The organism is Rhodococcus sp. P4_C10, from assembly GCF_056402135.1.
In genome coordinates, this window is sequence record NZ_JBFUHZ010000003.1 from 1 (window position 1) to 16,545 (window position 16,545).

Here is a 16,545-nt window from a genome sequence, read left to right on the forward strand (position 1 = left end):
GCCCGAGGCAGCGGGGAGGGCGCATCTGTGCCCGAGCCCGGCAGGCGCGTCCGCGGGCCCAGGGGGGATTGAGCCGCGGGCCGCGCCGCGGCGGGCTCGGCGGGTCCGGCCGAGCTCGTGAGGGGCGAAGCCCCGACCGGACGAGTCTGCGGGCCGACTGGGTCGGCCAACGGCATCAGCCGAGGCTGAGGGGTTGACGGCCGCGGCTCCGGTGGGCGCCGCAGCGCGGGTGGAATTGCGGTCGTCGGCCGTCCTGCAAATTATCGCCATCATTGGATTGAATGCAATGAATAATTGAGATGCGCATAAGTGACACCTATCACAATCGGTGGCGGGTGGCGCCATACGCGCAGATCATGCCGGGGCCAATGATTTTCGGCGGTATGGTCCTTACCGCCGAGTAGGTAGCCGGGTCAGCTTCAGGGGGGTTCAAATGGTGGACAAGTTCGATCGGCCGCAGAAAACCGCGATGATCGTCGCGCGGCGGATAATCGCGGACATCTCGGACAGGGGTCTCGTTCCGGGGGATCGACTGCCCCCCGAGAGGGTGATGCTCGAGGAGTACAACGTCGGCCGCGGCACCCTCCGCGAGTCCCTGCGCTTCCTCGAGCTCTCGGGTGCGATCTCGTTGAAGCCCGGACCGGGCGGCGGCCCCACCGTCGAGAAGCCCGAGGCCTCGCACCTGATGAACAGCCTGGGTTTGCTGCTCCAGTTCGAGGGCGCCCAGTTCGCCACCATCGTCGAGGCGCGGATCGGGCTCGAGCCGTTGATGGCACGGTTGGCGGCCGAGCGGATCACCGCCGATCAACTCGTCCAGCTCGAGGTATCGCTCAACGACATGCGCGGCAGTGTCGACGACCTGACGCGGTTCCTGGCGGCGAACGGTCAATTCCACAACGTCATCGCGTGGGCGTCGGGCAACGCGCTGTTCGGATATCTCATCGACGCGCTGGACGGCGTCTTCGCCGGCGCCTCGCTCGGGGTGGACTACCCGGAGCTGGCGCGGGCCAAGGTGCTCGAGGCCGACATTGCGGTCTTCGAGGGGATCGCCGCCGGCGACCCCACCGCAGCGGAGCTGGCGATGCGCAGCCACGTCTCGGAGTGGACCGCTTTCCTGGTCAAGAAGTTTCCCGCCGCGCTGGCCCGGCCGATCACCTGGGAGTCCATGCTCTAGCGTGTCGTCGCGGCCCCTGTTCAGGCGGGTCTCAGGTTTCCGTCCTATCCTGCAGGGTCGGGACCGTACCCGTCGAAAGAGCAGGGCTGAGACATGAGCAACCCGGACGATCCGCGCAATGGGCGTGAAGACAGCAATGGGCGCGACGACAGTGCTGCGCAGGCGCGCGAGCACGGCACCGCCGAGCCCGCCGAGACGGTGCAGTGGTCGCGCGGGCCGGGGGTCGGCGATGCCGCCGGGCCGGCGCCGGACCAGCGGACCGAACAGTTCCCCGCCCCGCAGCCCTCGTACACCGGCGACCCCACCCAGGCCTACGGGCCGGTCCCGAACCCCACCCAGGCGTACCCGACGTACCAGGGGCAGAACCCCGGCTACGACCCCAACCAGGGGTACGCGCCGCCGTCGAACCCCACTCAGGCCTACCCGACGTACCAGGGGCAGAACCCCGGCTACGACCCGAACCAGGGGTACGCGCCGCCGCCCAACGCCACTCAGGCCTACCCGACGTACCAGGGGCAGAACCCCGGCTACGACCCGAACCAGGGGTACACGCCGCCGCCCAACGCCACTCAGGCATACCCGGCCTACGGCACCCCGCCGCCTGCCGATCAGCCCCCGTTGCCGCCCGACGACGGGCAGCCCGACGGCGGGAAGAAGGGGCCCAACAAGGGGGTGCTCGCCGCGGCGCTGGTGATCGCGGGGCTGTTGCTCGTCGCCGTCGTGGGGTTCGGCGTCATGCTGCTGACGTCCGGCGGTCCCGACTCGGGGTCGACGGCGGCCGGCCCGAAGGTCACCACGACCGTGCCGCGGCCCTCGACGACGCCGCGCACCACCACCCCGCCCGCACCGCAGACCACCCCGCCGGACCTGTCCCAGATTCCAGGTGGCCTCGGCGAGGTGATCGGGGCCGCGGGCGCGGCGGTGGGGACCGTCGACTCGAACGACGGCTCCACGCTGATCCTGGACGGCATCGGTGGCTCCAAGGTCACCGTCACCACCAGCGCCGACACCAGGGTGATCTCGCTGACCGCATCGAAGGTCGGCGACCTCGCGCCGGGTGAGATGGTGGTGGTGCAGGGCGACAAGGCGGCCGACGGCACGGTGGCGGCCAAGGTGATCGTCAGCACCGCCCTGCCGGAGTTCGGGCACTTCGGAAACTGAGAATTCGGCGCGGCATCGAGCCGAGTGGCCCGCAGTGGCCTGACGATCGATAAGGTGACTGGCGATGACGCTTATCTGGTTCGCTCTCTCTGCGATCGCGCTCGCGGGCGCGCTCGCGCTCCTCTATGTCGATCGCAGCCGACGTGAACAGTTCGGCAAGGTACGGCAGATCTGGGCAAAGGCCCAGGGCTACGCGTACAACGAGGCCGACCCGCAGTTGCCCTCGAAGTGGCACCGTGCCGCGATGGCCAAGCAGGAGTACCTGGGCGCCATCGACGTGGTGCACGGCACCCGGCGCGGTGAGAGCTTCGTGTTGTTCGACCTCGAGGAGACCGCGACGGTGGTCGCGGTACACCGCGCGGTCGGCTCCGACGTCGACGTGGACCTGCGGCTCAAGTCCACGCCGCCGCCCAAGGACTCCGACATGAACCTGCTGGGCGCGATCGGTCCGCGGGTGGTCTTCGCGACCGATCTCGAGATCGCCCGCCGCGTGTGCGACCAGCGGATGGTGCACTTCACCGAGTCCGTGCCGCCGCAGGTGCAGATGCTGTGGAGCGAGGGCGCCTGGACCCTCGGCACGCTGCCCACCAGCAGCACCGGCCGCGACTGGGACGCGGCGATCGACGCCGTCGCCCGTCTCTCCGGTCTCCTGCACGTGCTGCCGCCGGTGTCCGAGCCGGCCGGGATTCCCGCGGACACCAGCCACGATCCGGGACGGCCCCGCGCGCACGGCGATCGCTCGGACAGCGCCCCGCGCAACTGATCTGATCGCTAGCCTGGGCGCATGACGCTCCCAGGTGACAGTGCCCGCCGCCCGTCCAGTCGTCCCGTCGCCCTGGTCACCGGGCCGACCTCCGGCATCGGCGCCGGGTTCGCCCGGCAGCTCGCCGCCTCCGGACACGACCTGGTGCTCGTCGCGCGGAACGGCGACGCGCTCACCGAGCTCGCCGCCGAGTTGAAGTCCGCGTACGGGGCCGCCTCCGAGGTGCTGCCGGCGGACCTGGCCACCGAGAGCGGCCGTGCACTGGTGGCCGACCGGCTGCGGCCCGGGGTGGACGTGCTGGTGAACAACGCCGGCTTCGGCACCTCCGGCGAGTTCTGGACCGCGGACCCCGCACTGTTGCAGGCGCAGCTCGACGTCAACGTCACCGCGGTGATGACACTGACCCGGGCCGCGCTGCCCGCGATGATCGCGGCGAAGTCCGGTGCGGTGGTCAACGTGGCGAGCGTCGCCGGCCTGCTGCGCGGCCGCGGCTCGACCTACTCGGCCAGCAAGGCATACGTCGTCTCGTTCACGGAGGGCCTCGCGGGCGGGCTGCACGGCACCGGGGTCCGCGTGCAGGCCCTGTGTCCCGGCTTCGTGCGCACCGAGTTCCACCAGCGCGCGGGCATCGAGATGGGATCGATCCCGAACGCAATGTGGCTGTCGGTGGACCAGGTGGTCACGACCAGCCTCGCCGATCTGGGCAAGGGCAAGGTGGTGAGCATTCCGGGCGCGCAGTACAAGGTGTTGACCACGGCCTCGCGGCTGGTCCCGCCGTCGCTGGCCCGCACGCTGGCGAACACCTTCGGCCGCGGCCGGGGCCGAACGTAGCCAGAATGCGCGGATTGCCCCGGAGTGGGTAGATTCCATCGCGTGACTCTTGTGGCGGTAGTGGCTGTTGTTGTTGCTGTTGTCGTGTGTGCCTGGGCGGTGGCCGTCGTGCGGCGACTGCGACGGATCCAGGCGAGCCTGTCGGCCAGTCGCCGCCTGCTCGAGGTCGAACTGAACCGCCGCTACGAACTCGTCGACGCACTCGTGGTCGCGGCCCGGCGGGCCGACGCGCCGTCCGCGGCGCTGGCGCCGCTGGCCGGGGCGCGGTCGCTGGCGCTGGGCTTCCGTGAGCAGCAGTTGACGCTCGGCGAGCAGGCCGGCTCCGAGAACGCGCTGTCGGTCGCGCTGCACCGGGTGCTGCTCGAGGTCGCGGAGGACCCGGCGGTCAAGAACGACTGGTCGGTGCAGCGACCAGCCCTCGAGGTGCGCAACACCGAGCAGCGACTGGTCGGGGCGGCCCGCGTCTACAACGGCACCGCCACCGCCCTGAACACGTTGGTGCGCGGGCTGCCGGCAGGTCCGGTGGCGCGGGCGTTCGGCGGTCGTCCGGTGCCGCTGTTCGAGGCCACCGTCGCAGAGCTGCACGTGGCCGCACCGACGGCAGCGCCGGCCAACAGCTAGCCGCATCCGCCACGGGCGGCGAAGCGCCGACGGGGCCGCACGCCCGCGGCCGCCGACACCCCGACTACGCTCGATGCCGACAGTGGCATGCGAGAAGGAGCGGTCGATGACGGAGAAGGCGGAGCTCGCCGGGCTGGTACGCGAGCTGGCTGTGGTGCACGGCAAGGTGACGTTGTCGTCCGGCAAGGAGGCCGACTACTACGTCGACCTGCGCCGCGCGACGCTGCACCATCGGGCCGGACCGCTGATCGGCACGCTGCTTCGCGAGCTGGTCGCGGACTGGGACTTCGACGCCGTCGGCGGCCTCACCATGGGTGCGGACCCGGTGGCGATGGCCGTCATGCACGCGCCCGGCCGCCCGATCGACGCGTTCGTGGTGCGCAAGGCCGCCAAGGCGCACGGCATGCAGCGGCAGATCGAGGGCCCGGACATCGTCGGCAAGCGGGTGCTCGTCGTCGAGGACACCACCACCACCGGCAACTCGCCGCTCACCGCGGTGAAGGCGCTGCGCGACGCCGGCGCCACCGTCGTCGGCGTGGCCACCGTGGTGGACCGCGCGACCGGTGCGGACGCCGTCATCGCGGCGGAGGGCCTCGAGTACCGGTCCCTGCTCGGACTCGGCGACCTCGGCCTGTAACCCGGCGGGCGGCATCCGCCTGCGGCTATGACGCCTGACGCATCACCATGTCGCCCAGTCCGACGACGTACTCGTCGGCCTCGTCGTCATAACTGACGCTGACGGTGGAGGGGTAGTAGCCGCTCTGCTGATACGCCTGCGGCTGCTTGATCGGCTCCTGGAGTTGCGGCTTCGTCAGCAGCCACTCACGGGTCATCATCGGTTCCATGAAGGAGTACTTGCCGTCCCAGGTCCCGTTGATGAAGACCTCGGTGAAGTCGAACTCGCCCGGAATCATGGGTTCGGTGGAGTCGGCCCAGTGGACGCCCATCTTCGGCTGTGCCTGCTGGGCGAGCGGTGGTTCGGGCGGGGTCGCGTAGTCCTGCGGGACGTACTTTCCCTCAGGGACGTGCTCGGCCATCGCCGCGTAGTCGGGGTTCGCGGGATCGACCTCGGCCACCGAGTTCTTGTCGACCATGTAGAAGTGTGTGTCGAAGTGTGGCTTGTCGAAGACCCCGGGGGGAATGTGACCGTGGGGGTTCCAGTCGAGGGTGGCGTACTCGAAGGCCGTCGCAGAGGCCTGCTCGGGCAGATCGAGTTCAAAGACGTCCGAGGGCGTGTCCATGTTCTCCGGAAGGCCGTCGAGCGCAGACTCCGATATGCGCATCCCGACATCGGTCGGGTTGCCGTCCGCATCGACGGTGACGAACGCCCGGGCGGTGCCGTTCCCGACATCCTGCGGGGGGCCGTAGAACACGCCGCCCTGGCTCTGCTCCGCCTGGTCGCTCTGCTCCGCCTGGTCGTCGCTGCAACCGGCGAGCATCACCGAGGCACAGGCGACCGCGACCAGTCCGGTTCTGTGGAGTTTTCTGCTCGAACACATCCTGCACCTCGATCGATGAGTGCCGTGGGTGGGGCGAACCCATCCAGTCTAGGCGCCCGACGGGTCGGGCTGTAGTGCAGAATCTGGGCGGCGGAGGAACATTCGTGACGAGGGGAGAATCGGGTCAGATGACGGTCAGAAGGACGGCGACCACGCTCGCGGACGGTCGGGAGTTGCTGTACTTCGACGACACCGAGCCCTACGCGAGCGGCGCCGCGACCCGGCAGCTGAGCGACACCCGGGAGCTGCCGGCGACCACGGTCGACTCGACCATGCGCTACGACGTGCTCACCGGCGAGTGGGTGACGCTGGCCTCGCACCGGATGGACCGCACCTTCCTGCCCGCGGCGGACGCGTGCCCGCTGTGCCCGACCCAGCCGGGCCGCGCCGCCACCGAGATCCCCGCCGACGGGTACGACGTCGCGGTGTTCGAGAACCGCTTCCCGTCCCTGGCCACCTCCGCGGCCGATCCGGCGACGGAATGCGTTGACGGCGAACCGCTCTGGCCGCACCGCGCCGCCGCCGGCCGGTGCGAGGTGGTGTGCTTCACCAGCGACCACGACCGGTCCTTCGCGCAGCTGCCGGCCTCCCGGGTACGGACGGTGCTGACGGCGCTGGCCGACCGGACGCGGGAGCTGTCCGCGCTGCCGGGCATCGCGCAGGTGTACTGCTTCGAGAACCGCGGTGCCGAGATCGGCGTCACCCTCGAGCACCCGCACGGGCAGGTGTACGCCTACCCGGCGCTGCCCCCGCGCGCGGAAGCCCAACTGCGACAGGCGGACCGGCACTTCCGGCAGACCGGACGGTCGCTGCTGCGTGACGTGCTCGACGCCGAGCGCCGGGCCGGCACCCGGGTGGTCGCCGAGACCGCGCACTGGACAGCGTACGTCCCCGCCGCCGCACGCTGGCCGGTCGAACTGCACGTGGCGCCGCACCGGGACGTCGCGGACCTGACCGAGCTGACCGGCCCGGAACTCGACGACCTTGCGCCGCTCTACCTCGACGTCCTCGGCCGGCTGGACAGGTTCTTCGACGGGGTCGAGAAGCTGCCGTACATCGCCGGCTGGCACCAGGCCCCCACCGGCGAGGGCCGGGAACTGGGAAGGCTGTACCTGCAGGTGTTCTCGCTGATGCGTTCGCCGCACCGGATGAAGTTCCTGGCGGGCTCGGAGTCCGGGATGGGCGCCTGGATCAGCGACACCACGCCCGAGCGGATCGCCGCGCGGTTCCGGGAGGTCGCGCCGTGAGCGACGCGGTGTGGGTCGACCCGGTCTCGGACGCGGCACTGGTCGCCGCCGTCACCGCCGGCTTCCGCGGCGAGTTCGGCGCCGACCCGGAGGGCGTGTGGACGGCGCCGGGCCGGGTGAACCTGATCGGCGAGCACGTGGACTACGCGGACGGACTGTCGTTGCCCGTCGCGCTGCCGCACCGCACGGTGGTCGCGGTGCGGCGACGCCGCGACGGGGTGCTGCGGTGTGCGTCGAGCCTCGGTGGGCCCCCGTGGCACGGCCGGGTCGAGGAGATCGGACCGGGGTGCCCGTCGGGTTGGGCGTCGTACCTGGCCGGCGTGGTGTGGGCGATGCGGCGGGAGGGCCTGCTCGGCAACGACTTCGGGGGCGCGGACGTGTGTGTCGAGTCCTCGGTCCCGGTGGGGGCCGGGTTGTCGAGTTCTGCGGCGCTCGAGTGCGCCCTGGCCCTGGCACTGGCCGAACTGTCCGGGCTGCCGACCGACGACGCCGGCCGCGCCGCGCTGGCCGCGTGCTGTGTGCGGGCCGAGAACGAGATCGCGCTGGCACCGACCGGCGGCATGGACCAGGCGGTCGCGTTGCGGGCCCGGGCCGGTCACGCCCTGCTGGTGGACTCGGCGGACGGCTCCGCGACGCCGGTGCCGCTCGACCTGTCGGGGGAGGGGCTGGCGCTGCTGGTGATCGACACCCGTGCCCCGCACCAGCTGGTCGACGGGCAATACGCGCAACGCCGGAAGTCGGTGGAGGAGGCGGCGGCCCGGCTGGGGGTCGCTTCGCTGCGCGAGGCGGCGGACGCGGGCACGGACATGCGTGAGCTCACGGACCCCACCCTCACCCGGCGGGCCCGGCACGTGGTCACCGAGATCGTGCGGGTGCGGGAGACGCTCTCGCTCATGGCATCCGGGCGGTACCGGGATCTCGGCCCGGTGCTGACCGCCTCGCACGTCTCGCTGCGCGACGACTTCGAGGTCTCGTGTGCGGAACTCGACTGCGTGGTGGAGGCGGCCGTGGCGGCGGGCGCGTACGGCGCGCGGATGACCGGCGGCGGATTCGGTGGGTCGGCGGTCGCGCTGGTGGAGGCCTCGTCCGTCGACGCGGTCGCGGAGTCGGTGTCTGGCGCCGCGCGGTCGAGAGGCCTGACCGCGCCGCGCTTCCTGGCGGCGGTGCCGTCCGACCCGGCTCGTCGCGTCTTGGCGGTGCACGCGGCACCGACCCAGAACGGCAGGTGGATGTTGCTCTCGCCGAGCTTGCCCGCCAGGTACGGGGCCGCGGCGCCGCCGACGAAGCGCACGAAGCTGTAGGCGGCCGACGCGGTGGACCGCTCGACCGGGGCCGAGATCATCACCGTCTCGGTGATCAGTGTGTTGTTCACGCCGAGGAACAGCCCGGCGGCGACGACGCCGACGACCAGCACGGTCTTGTTCTCGGTGAACGCGGCCATCACCGCGAGGTCGACGGCGAACAAGGCGAGCGAGGCCGTCATCATGTTCAGCGTCCCGTAGGCACGCTGCAGTCGCGGGGCCAGGAACACCGACGAGACCGCCAGCATCAGACCCCAGCCGAAGAAGATGAATCCGATTGAGTACGTGCCCATGTCGAGCGGGAACGGGGTGTATGCGAGCAGCGTGAAGAAGCCGTAGTTGTAGAGCAGTGCGGTGATCGCGACGGTGAGCAGGCCGCGGTGCCGTAGCGCCCGGAACGGGGCGGCGAGCGAGGTGCGGTCGGCCTTCGGTGCGGGGGTCGCGGGGAGCATCACCACGATCAGGATGAACGCGACCGCCATCAGCACCGCGACGCCGAAGAACGGCCCGCGCCAACTGACGCTGCCCAGCACACCGCCGAGCAGCGGTCCGGTGGCGATGCCGATGCCCAGGGCCGCCTCGTACAGGATGATCGCGCGGGCGACGCCACCGCTGGCCGCGCCGACGATGGTGGCGAGCGCGGTCGCGATGAACAGCGCGTTGCCCAGGCCCCAGCCGGCGCGGAAGCCGACGATCTGGCCGACGGTGTCGGACATGCCGGCGAGCGCGGAGAACACCACGATGATCGCCAGGCCGGAGAGCAGGGTCTTCTTGGGGCCGATCCGGCTGGACACCACGCCGGTGATCAGCATGGCGACGCCGGTGACAAGCATGTACGAGGTGAACAGGAGCGAGACCTGGGACGGCGTCGCGTTCAGTTCCTCGCCGATCGGCTTGAGGATGGGGTCGACAAGGCCGATGCCCATGAAGGCGATGACGCTGGCGAAGGCGACCGCCCACACCGCCTTGGGCTGGTGCAGGATGCTGGGGCTGTCGGTCTCGGCGCGGGAGGCCGTGGTGGTGCTGCTCACGGGCAAGTCCTTTGGAGTGAATGGGCCGCTGTGGCGAACGGGCTACGGCGGCCAATTGACGAGCTAGCGCTGAACTGCCGAGGACCGCAGGGCCGCGCGCAGGGCGGCCAGGCTTCGCGAAAGCTGTTCGACCTCTTCGCTGTCCATGTCCGGCAGGTGTTCGGCGAGGGTCGCCCCGATCTCGGCGCGTCCCGCCATGAGCCACTGGTGTCCGGCGTCGGTCAGTTCGACCACGACTGCCCTCGAATCCGAGGGGTCGCGTTGCCGGGTCGCCAGGCCGGCGTCGGTGAGCTGCTTGAGCAGCGCCGTCGCCGTCGGCTGTGAGCAGCGGTCGATGCGGGCGAACTCGCTGATGCGTAGCGCGCCGTACTCGTCGAGGTGGCCCAGTGCCCGCATCCACGCCCGCGGCCGGTCGTCGGTCGAGATCGACGACGCCAGCCGGGTGAAACGTGAGGTGTTGGTGACCAGCTCCGCGAGAACCTCGCGGAGCCTCGTCTCGGAACCGGCCTCGATGCTCACCGAATTAATATTGCATAGGCAAACTATGTATGTAAACCCCCGGGGGTTGGGATCTTCACCCTCGGGGTGAAGAAGTCGGCCGTCGGCCGGACGAAACTCGCAGTTCAGGGTGTTCGCCCGCGACCGCGAAAAGGTCGTCGCCGCCACACCGGGAGAGGGGGAGCGATGCCGACCGAATTCTGCTCCGATCCGGCCGGGACTGTTGTCTCCCCCGCAGGGGCGGGAGACACTGGACTGGCAGCGTGTGGAGCTGAGGGGGTGGGGCGGATGCCCCCACTGGCTGGCCCGCGGCGAGCGGCATTCCTGTTCGCCGCCGTGCTCGCAGTGATCGGATACATCGGTGGTCTCGGACCCGCGTCGGCCGCTGCCTACCCGTCGGCCGGCGACCCGTCCGGTTCCGTGCTGAACGGCGCCGAGGCGCCCGTTGCGGGTCTACCCCCGGCGATTGGAGCGGATCCCGGCGCGGGCGTGCCTCGGGCGGGGGTACTGCAGGGGCAACAGTTGCCGGGGTGCAACCAGACAGTCGACTGTCAGCCGCCCGATCTGGGGACCGTGCCCGACTACGGAGTGCCCGATGACGGGACCGTGCCCGACTACGGTGTGCCGGACACGGGACCCGCGCCTGATTACGGTGTGCCGGACACGGGACCTGCGCCTGATTACGGAGTCCCCGACACCGGACCCGTGCCCGACATCGAGGTTCCGCGGTGCAACCCGGACCTGATGCCGTGTGGACCGGTGGATCCTCCCGAGATCGTATGTCCGCCGACGTGCATTCCCGACTGTGAGCCTTATTGCAGTGGGCCGCCGCCGATCACGTGCGAGCCGAACTGCGTGCCGCCGCCGATCACGTGCGAGCCGAACTGCGTGCCGCCTCCGGTGAAGGTCTGCCCCGAGGATCCGTCGCTGTGCCCGCCGGGCGGAGAGATCAAGCCCGGTGAGATCAAGCCCGGCGAGATCAAGCCCGGCGAGATCAAGCCCGGTGAGACCAAGCCCGGTGAGACCAAGCCCGGTGAGATCAAGCCCGGCGAGACCAAGCCGGGGGAGGGCGCCCCGGTCGAGCGACCGGCGGCCATCCCCGGCAGCGCGCCCCCGCTGACCACGATCCCCGTCCCGATCCCGGCGGGAACGCCATCCCCGGCGCCCGACCAGGGTCTGCTGCTCAGCACCCCCGTGGTGGCGCCAGGCGAGGCGCTGACCGCGACCGGCGAGGGCTGCCCGCCAGGTGCGACGGTGTCCATCTCGCTCGGCGGCGCGTCCGCCGGGCAGGTCGCCGCCGACGATGCCGGCACATTTACCGCGCCGCTGTCGACGGAGACAACGTCGGTCGGGCAGTACCGGGTGGCCGCGGACTGCGGACCGGTCCTCACCGCACCGCTCGACGTCGTGCTGGTCAGTCACGCGAGCGGCGCCACGTCCACCGGGGTGGTCATCGTGTTCTTTCTTCTCGTCGGCCTCCTGATCTACCGGCGCCGCCTGCTACCCGTGTCACCGCCTGCCGAGGAGCACTCATGAAGTCGTGGTTGATCGTGCTGGCCGTCGTCCTGTTGGGCGCACTGGGCCCCACGACCGGAGCGGCCGTGGCGTCGGACGCGGCGACACTTGCCGCAGACGCGGTGACACTGTCGGCGACCGTCAACGGGCAGGACGTGGCGTCTGCGGACCAGCAGCACCCGGTCCGGCTCGACCCCGCCACACCTGCGGACGTCGCGGTCACCGTCACCAACGGGGGCTCGGTGCCGCTCACCGTCGCCGCCGTCGACTTCTCCGGGCATGTCCTCGGGCTGAGCTTCTTCGCATTCCATACCTCCGTGGCCGCGACGGTCGGGCCGGGTGCGACGAAGACGCTGTCCTATCCTCTCGACCTGTCCGGGCTCGACGGCCAGGCCACCGGTCTGGTCAACGGCACTCTGGCGGTACAGGGGGCCGACGGCGAGCCGGTCGCACAGTTGCCGACGGTCGTCGACGTGCAGGGCTCGCTGGTCTCCGTGTACGGACTGTTCGGGCTCGCGCTGGTGATCCTGACAGTCCTGGCGCTCGTCGACACGGCGCTGGCGATCGCCCGGAACCGGATGCCGCAGAACCGGTGGCGGCGTGGGCTGCGGCTGCTCACCCCCGGGATCGGGATCGGGCTGGTGCTGGTGTTCACGCTGTCCGCGTTCCGGGTGTGGGTGCCGAGCACCGAACGCTGGCTGTTCGTCGCCGGGGCATTCGCCGTGGGGTTCTTCCTTCTGGGCTACCTCACGCCGACGCCGCCGGACGCCGACGCGGAACTCGACGAGGCACTCGCCGATCAGGAACGAGCTGAACAGGAACTGGCGGATCAGGAACTGGCGGAACGCAAGCCGGCCGGACGGGACGAGCGATGACCACCGAAGCGGAATCGGCACTGGTTCGGGACTCGTTGCCCGGCTACGAGATCGGCGGCGAGATCGGCCACGGCGGCTGCGGCGTGGTGCTCTCCGGCAGGCACCGGGCGCTCAGCCGCCCGGTCGCCATCAAGCAGTTGCCGCCGGCATTCGCGTCGGACCCGGCGGTCCGGCACCGATTCGCCGCGGAGGGCCGGTTGCTCGCCTCGCTGGACCATCCGCACGTGGTGCCGGTGTACGACTTCGTCGAGCACGACGGGCTGTGCCTACTGGTGATGGAAATGCTGCCCGGCGGCACCGTGTGGAGCCGCTTCACCAAGGTCGGCTTCAACGCGCACTCGGCGGTCGCGGTGGCCCTGGCCTGCGCGGCCGGTCTGACGGCGGCTCACACGCGCGGGATCCTGCACCGGGACGTCAAGCCGGAGAACCTCATGTTTGCCGCGTCCGGGGCGGTCAAGGTCACGGACTTCGGGATAGCGAAGGTGGTCGGCGGCGATCAGACCCTCGCCACCCGTGAGGGCGACGTCCTTGGCACGCCCTCGTACATCGCCCCCGAACAGGCGCGCGGCGGGGATCTCTCGCCCGCGACCGACGTGTACGCGCTGGCGACGATGCTCTACGAACTGCTCTCGGGTTCGCTGCCGTTCCCGGCCGTCGACACCGCAATGGCAATGCTCTTCATGCACGCCTTCGACGAGCCCATCCCGTTGCTCGAGGTGGCGCCCACGATCCCGGAACCGATCGCCGAGGTGGTGATGCGGGGTCTCGCCACCGACCCGGCTGTCCGGTTCCCCACGGCGGAGGCGTTCGGAGTGGAGCTGGCCGCGGCGTCGACGGGGCGTTGGGGTCCGGGTTGGCTTGCCTTGGAGGGTATTCCGGTGATGGGGGCGGACTCGATCGTGACCGCCGCCGGGTCGGGTGTGGTCTCGCCGACTGCGCCCGAGTCCGAGACCTCGCCGCTGCCGGTGACCCGGCCGCATCCGAAGCGGGCGACCGGCGCGGACACCGCGCCGCCGACCGAGCGGGGCGGGGCGGAGCCTCCGCCGACCGCGCCCGGGTCGCCCTCGTCGGCCGGCGCGACGGCTGACCGGCCGACCGCAGCGTCCGAGTCGACGGCGGGCTACGACTCGGACGCGACAATGAATCCCACTGTGCAGCACAGGCCCACGTCGAGCCCCCCGGTCCGCCCGTCGATCACGGTGCACGCACCGGGGGCCCGGTTGGTGGACCTCAGGGACTCGGACCTCGTGCCGGTGCAGTCGGTCCTGACGGTCCCGTCACCGCGGGTGCCGTTCCTCGCGGCCGGAGCACTGGGGGCGCTCGCGGTCGCGGTCGCGCTGGTGGGGGTCGGCTCCCCGGCGTCGGCCCCGCTGCCGCCGCCCGGGGCGGTCACGGTGGCGGGTGCGGACCCCGCCGTCACCGACCCGGTCGCGCTCGACCTCACCCAGCCGATCCCGGTGACCGTCGCCGATCCCGGGCCGGCGGACGCCGCGACGGTCTCGCTACGGGTGCTCGGACGGGCCGTGCAGAGTCAGAGCGCGCCGCTGCTGCCCGGCGCGCCGGCCGCGGCGACCGTGCCACCGCTCGGTGGTGGCTACCTGGTGGCGGGCTCGCTCACCGGCGAGGTGGCGCTGACCCAGGCCGGCGGGGTGACACAGACCTGGCAGTTCCCGGTGCGGACCGCCCAGCGCCCGACGACCACGGCGGTGGCGGCGGGCGTGGTGGTGCTGCTGCTGTTCGCCTTCGCGTACCTGGAGTCGTTCCTGCGCTCGCTGTTGCGCGGGCGCCGGCGGGTCACGGGGTCCGTCGGGGTGCCGGCGAGCGCGGCAGTCCTGGCGGTGGGAGCGGTGGGAGCGGTGTGGGTGCTGCTCGGTCACCAGCCCACCGTCGCCACGATCGTGGTCAGCGCCGTGCTCGCGTCGGCGGCCGGGGTCGCCGCCGTGGTCGGCGCGTCGCGGGTGGGCCGCACCCGCCGGTACCGGCGGGCGCAACGCCGCTGACCGGTCAGCCCTGAGGGGAGCGGACGGCCTCGGCGAACGCCGTCATCAGCGCGGGGTCCTTCACGCCGCGGCTCGACTCGATGCCGCTCGACACGTCGACGCCCCAGGCGCCGCTCGATGCCACCGCCCGCGCCACGTTCGCCGGCGTCAGCCCGCCGGCCAGCACCCAGCGCCGGGTGGGCAGCGCGCTGCGGTCCTGCCAGTCCCAGGTGACGCCCGCGCCCGCGACCGCGCCGTCCACCAGCAGCAGGTCCTCGCCGAGGTCCGAGTCCAGGTCGGTCGCGCTCCCGGTGTTCAACGCCCGCACCACCTTCAGGCCCGCGTCGTGCAGCAAGGCGACGTCCGCCGCGGACCGCAGGTCGTGCACCTGCACGGTGCCCAGTCCCGCCACCCGGGCCGTCTCGACGATCTCGTCGAGGCCGATGCCGACGTACACGCCGACGGCGAGGGTGCCGTCGGGGACGCGGGCCCGCAGTCGCGCCGCGTGCTCCGCGGTCACCTGTCGCGGGCTGCGGGCCAGCACCAACCCGACCGCGTCGACACCCAGGCCCACGGCCAGGTCCACGGTGGCCTCGTCGCGCAGTCCGCACATCTTGATGAAAGTCATGAAACTCGAGGTCCTCCCGGTGGGCGTTCGGTTCCAGGATATTCGGTGCATCGGGCCGGTCCGGCCGCGGCAGCCGTTACGCTCACCCCGCACACGAGACGGCACGCACACGGAGGTTGACGGCATGAAGCTCGAGCACGCGGTGTTCCTGGGCGCCACGACGGCGACGGTTGTCGGTGCCGTCATCGGAAACGAGCGGCTCCAGCAGGTGGCCAAGCCCCTGATGGCGCCCGCGCTGGCGGTCCGGGTGCTGCGCCGCCGCGCGGACGTGGACGCCGCCGACGCCGGGCTGCTGCTGGCGGGGCTCGCGGCCGCCACCGTCGGCGACGTGTTCATGATCGAGCCCGACGACGACGCCCGGTTGGTGCGCGGCGCCTCCTCGTTCGCGGTGATGCAGGCCGGCTACTCCACGCTGCTGGCCCGCCACGGCGCCCGCCCGACGGCCCCCGCGCTGGTGCCGCGGCTGGCCGGCTGGCTGGGTGCGGCTGGCGTGCTGCGGTCCCGGGCACGGACGGTGTCCACCCCGCTCACCGCGTACGGCGCCGTGCTGGGCACCACCTCGACGCTGTCGGCAGACCCGGCGCTCGCGCCTGGCGCGACGGTGGTCGCCGGCACCGCACTGCCGAACGCGGACCGCCGCAGCTGGCTCGCCCTCGGCGGCATGCTGTTCACCGGGTCGGACGCGCTGATCGTGGTGCGGCGCTTGTTCGTTCGCGGCGAGGGCGGTCGCCGCGCGGCGGAGGGCGTGATCCTGGCCAGCTACGCCGCCGCCCAGGTGCTGCTGGTCGAGGGCATGCTCGCACTCGGCGCTTCGAGGCGTGGCGGGAACTGACGTCTCGGCGGGAAGTCCTCAGGGGCACAAGATGATCCGGTCTCGGTTCTTGGGGTCGACCCGGATGGTGACCGTCGCCCCGGGGGCGAAGCGTTCGCGGTCCTCCTCGGCGACCTCGTAGACCACCCGGCCGGTGTAGCTCTCCTCGCCCGGCACCACCAGCCGCAGTTTCAGCGCGGTGAGCTGACCGTGGTCGGGGGTCTCGGCCAGGCGCTGGGCGCTCTCGACCGTGGCCCAGCCCTCCATCCCGCGCTTGAGCAGCTTGCGGTCCGCGTGGGTGGGTCGGTTCGCCCACATCATCCCCAGTCCGAGCGTTGCCCCGTACGCCGCGAGCAGTCCGCCGACCTGATAGGGCGCGGTGCCCTCCTCGGTGTACTGGATCAGCCAGCCCAGCCAGACCGCCAGGACGATCACGTAGCCGGCCGTGATGGCGAGCACGGTGCGGACGATGCGATCATGGAACATCACAGTCCTCCTCCGTCCAGGATAGGCGCGACGGTGCCCGGCGACCTGCACGGCTTCGTCCCGCGATCGCCGGGCCACTAGGGTCGTTTGTGACGGCAGCGTCGGGACGGCGTTGCCATTGCCGA

Annotated in this window: 15 protein-coding genes and 2 pseudogenes; 12 read left to right on the plus strand and 5 right to left on the minus strand. The window is 71.5% G+C overall.

The annotated features are described in order from the left end of the window. Window positions 1-433: 433 nt before the first annotated feature. The 6 genes from AC1DWC_RS02335 to pyrE all read left to right on the plus strand — a co-directional run bounded on the left by AC1DWC_RS02335 (window position 434) and on the right by pyrE (window position 5,187). On the plus strand, window positions 434-1,174 hold the full coding sequence (locus AC1DWC_RS02335) for a FadR/GntR family transcriptional regulator (RefSeq protein ID WP_477905817.1): 741 nt from the start codon (window positions 434-436) through the stop codon (window positions 1,172-1,174). 93 nt (window positions 1,175-1,267) lie between these two features. After that, window positions 1,268-2,335, plus strand: coding sequence for a DUF5666 domain-containing protein (locus tag AC1DWC_RS02340; protein WP_477905819.1), 1,068 nt, complete (start codon window positions 1,268-1,270; stop codon window positions 2,333-2,335). A 64-nt stretch (window positions 2,336-2,399) separates the two neighbouring features. Beyond that, on the plus strand, window positions 2,400-3,098 hold the full coding sequence (locus AC1DWC_RS02345; protein WP_477905821.1) for a type III secretion system chaperone family protein: 699 nt from the start codon (window positions 2,400-2,402) through the stop codon (window positions 3,096-3,098). A gap of 21 nt (window positions 3,099-3,119) precedes the next feature. Next, window positions 3,120-3,929 carry an SDR family NAD(P)-dependent oxidoreductase gene (locus AC1DWC_RS02350; protein ID WP_477905824.1) on the plus strand — a complete coding sequence of 270 codons (810 nt, stop codon included), beginning with the start codon at window positions 3,120-3,122 and terminating at the stop codon, window positions 3,927-3,929. A gap of 42 nt (window positions 3,930-3,971) precedes the next feature. Beyond that, window positions 3,972-4,550, plus strand: coding sequence for a LemA family protein (locus AC1DWC_RS02355; protein ID WP_477905826.1), 579 nt, complete (start codon window positions 3,972-3,974; stop codon window positions 4,548-4,550). A gap of 106 nt (window positions 4,551-4,656) precedes the next feature. Then, entirely contained in the window at window positions 4,657-5,187 is a 531-nt protein-coding gene (gene pyrE / locus AC1DWC_RS02360; protein ID WP_072847460.1) for an orotate phosphoribosyltransferase, read from the plus strand. A 25-nt stretch (window positions 5,188-5,212) separates the two neighbouring features. Here the strand turns inward: pyrE and AC1DWC_RS02365 are convergent, their stop codons facing one another. Continuing rightward, window positions 5,213-6,049 carry a DUF5602 domain-containing protein gene (locus tag AC1DWC_RS02365; RefSeq protein WP_477905829.1) on the minus strand — a complete coding sequence of 279 codons (837 nt, stop codon included), beginning with the start codon at window positions 6,047-6,049 and terminating at the stop codon, window positions 5,213-5,215. A 128-nt stretch (window positions 6,050-6,177) separates the two neighbouring features. Here AC1DWC_RS02365 and galT point away from each other — a divergent pair, with 128 nt between their 5' ends. Together galT and galK are read left to right on the plus strand one after the other, a co-directional pair. Then, entirely contained in the window at window positions 6,178-7,296 is a 1,119-nt protein-coding gene (galT, locus tag AC1DWC_RS02370; protein ID WP_477905832.1) for a galactose-1-phosphate uridylyltransferase, read from the plus strand. Further along, window positions 7,293-8,486: pseudogene (gene galK, locus AC1DWC_RS02375) on the plus strand (galactokinase); the annotation flags it as partial. The gene galT and the pseudogene galK, both read left to right, overlap by 4 nt. A 2-nt stretch (window positions 8,487-8,488) precedes the next feature. Here galK and AC1DWC_RS02380 read toward each other — a convergent pair. Further along, a pseudogene (locus AC1DWC_RS02380) lies at window positions 8,489-9,634 on the minus strand (MFS transporter); the annotation flags it as partial. Between the two features lie 57 nt (window positions 9,635-9,691). Beyond that, window positions 9,692-10,147: a MarR family winged helix-turn-helix transcriptional regulator gene (locus tag AC1DWC_RS02385; protein WP_477905834.1), complete on the minus strand. Its 456-nt coding sequence runs from the start codon at window positions 10,145-10,147 to the stop codon at window positions 9,692-9,694. Between the two features lie 867 nt (window positions 10,148-11,014). Between AC1DWC_RS02385 and AC1DWC_RS02390 the strand changes: the two genes are divergently transcribed. Genes AC1DWC_RS02390 through AC1DWC_RS02400 form a run of 3 tightly spaced genes read left to right on the plus strand, consistent with a single transcriptional unit; the run spans window position 11,015 to window position 14,516 of the window. Next, entirely contained in the window at window positions 11,015-11,662 is a 648-nt protein-coding gene (locus tag AC1DWC_RS02390) for a hypothetical protein (protein ID WP_477905836.1), read from the plus strand. Then, a complete protein-coding gene (locus AC1DWC_RS02395) occupies window positions 11,659-12,516 on the plus strand; it encodes a hypothetical protein (protein WP_477905838.1) in 858 nt (285 codons plus the stop codon). Before AC1DWC_RS02390 ends, AC1DWC_RS02395 begins: the two co-directional genes overlap by 4 nt. After that, on the plus strand, window positions 12,513-14,516 hold the full coding sequence (locus AC1DWC_RS02400) for a serine/threonine-protein kinase (RefSeq protein WP_477905840.1): 2,004 nt from the start codon (window positions 12,513-12,515) through the stop codon (window positions 14,514-14,516). The genes AC1DWC_RS02395 and AC1DWC_RS02400 overlap by 4 nt, the downstream gene beginning before the upstream one ends. 4 nt (window positions 14,517-14,520) lie before the next feature. Here the strand turns inward: AC1DWC_RS02400 and AC1DWC_RS02405 are convergent, their stop codons facing one another. Further along, entirely contained in the window at window positions 14,521-15,123 is a 603-nt protein-coding gene (locus AC1DWC_RS02405; RefSeq protein WP_477905842.1) for a phosphoribosylanthranilate isomerase, read from the minus strand. Between the two features lie 124 nt (window positions 15,124-15,247). Here AC1DWC_RS02405 and AC1DWC_RS02410 point away from each other — a divergent pair, with 124 nt between their 5' ends. Beyond that, complete coding sequence (locus AC1DWC_RS02410) at window positions 15,248-15,955, plus strand: lysoplasmalogenase family protein (RefSeq protein ID WP_072846142.1); 708 nt, start codon at window positions 15,248-15,250, stop codon at window positions 15,953-15,955. Window positions 15,956-15,973: 18 nt separating this feature from the next. Here AC1DWC_RS02410 and AC1DWC_RS02415 read toward each other — a convergent pair whose 3' ends face one another. Beyond that, window positions 15,974-16,420, minus strand: coding sequence for a DUF3592 domain-containing protein (locus AC1DWC_RS02415; protein WP_072846211.1), 447 nt, complete (start codon window positions 16,418-16,420; stop codon window positions 15,974-15,976). Window positions 16,421-16,545 lie beyond the last annotated feature (125 nt).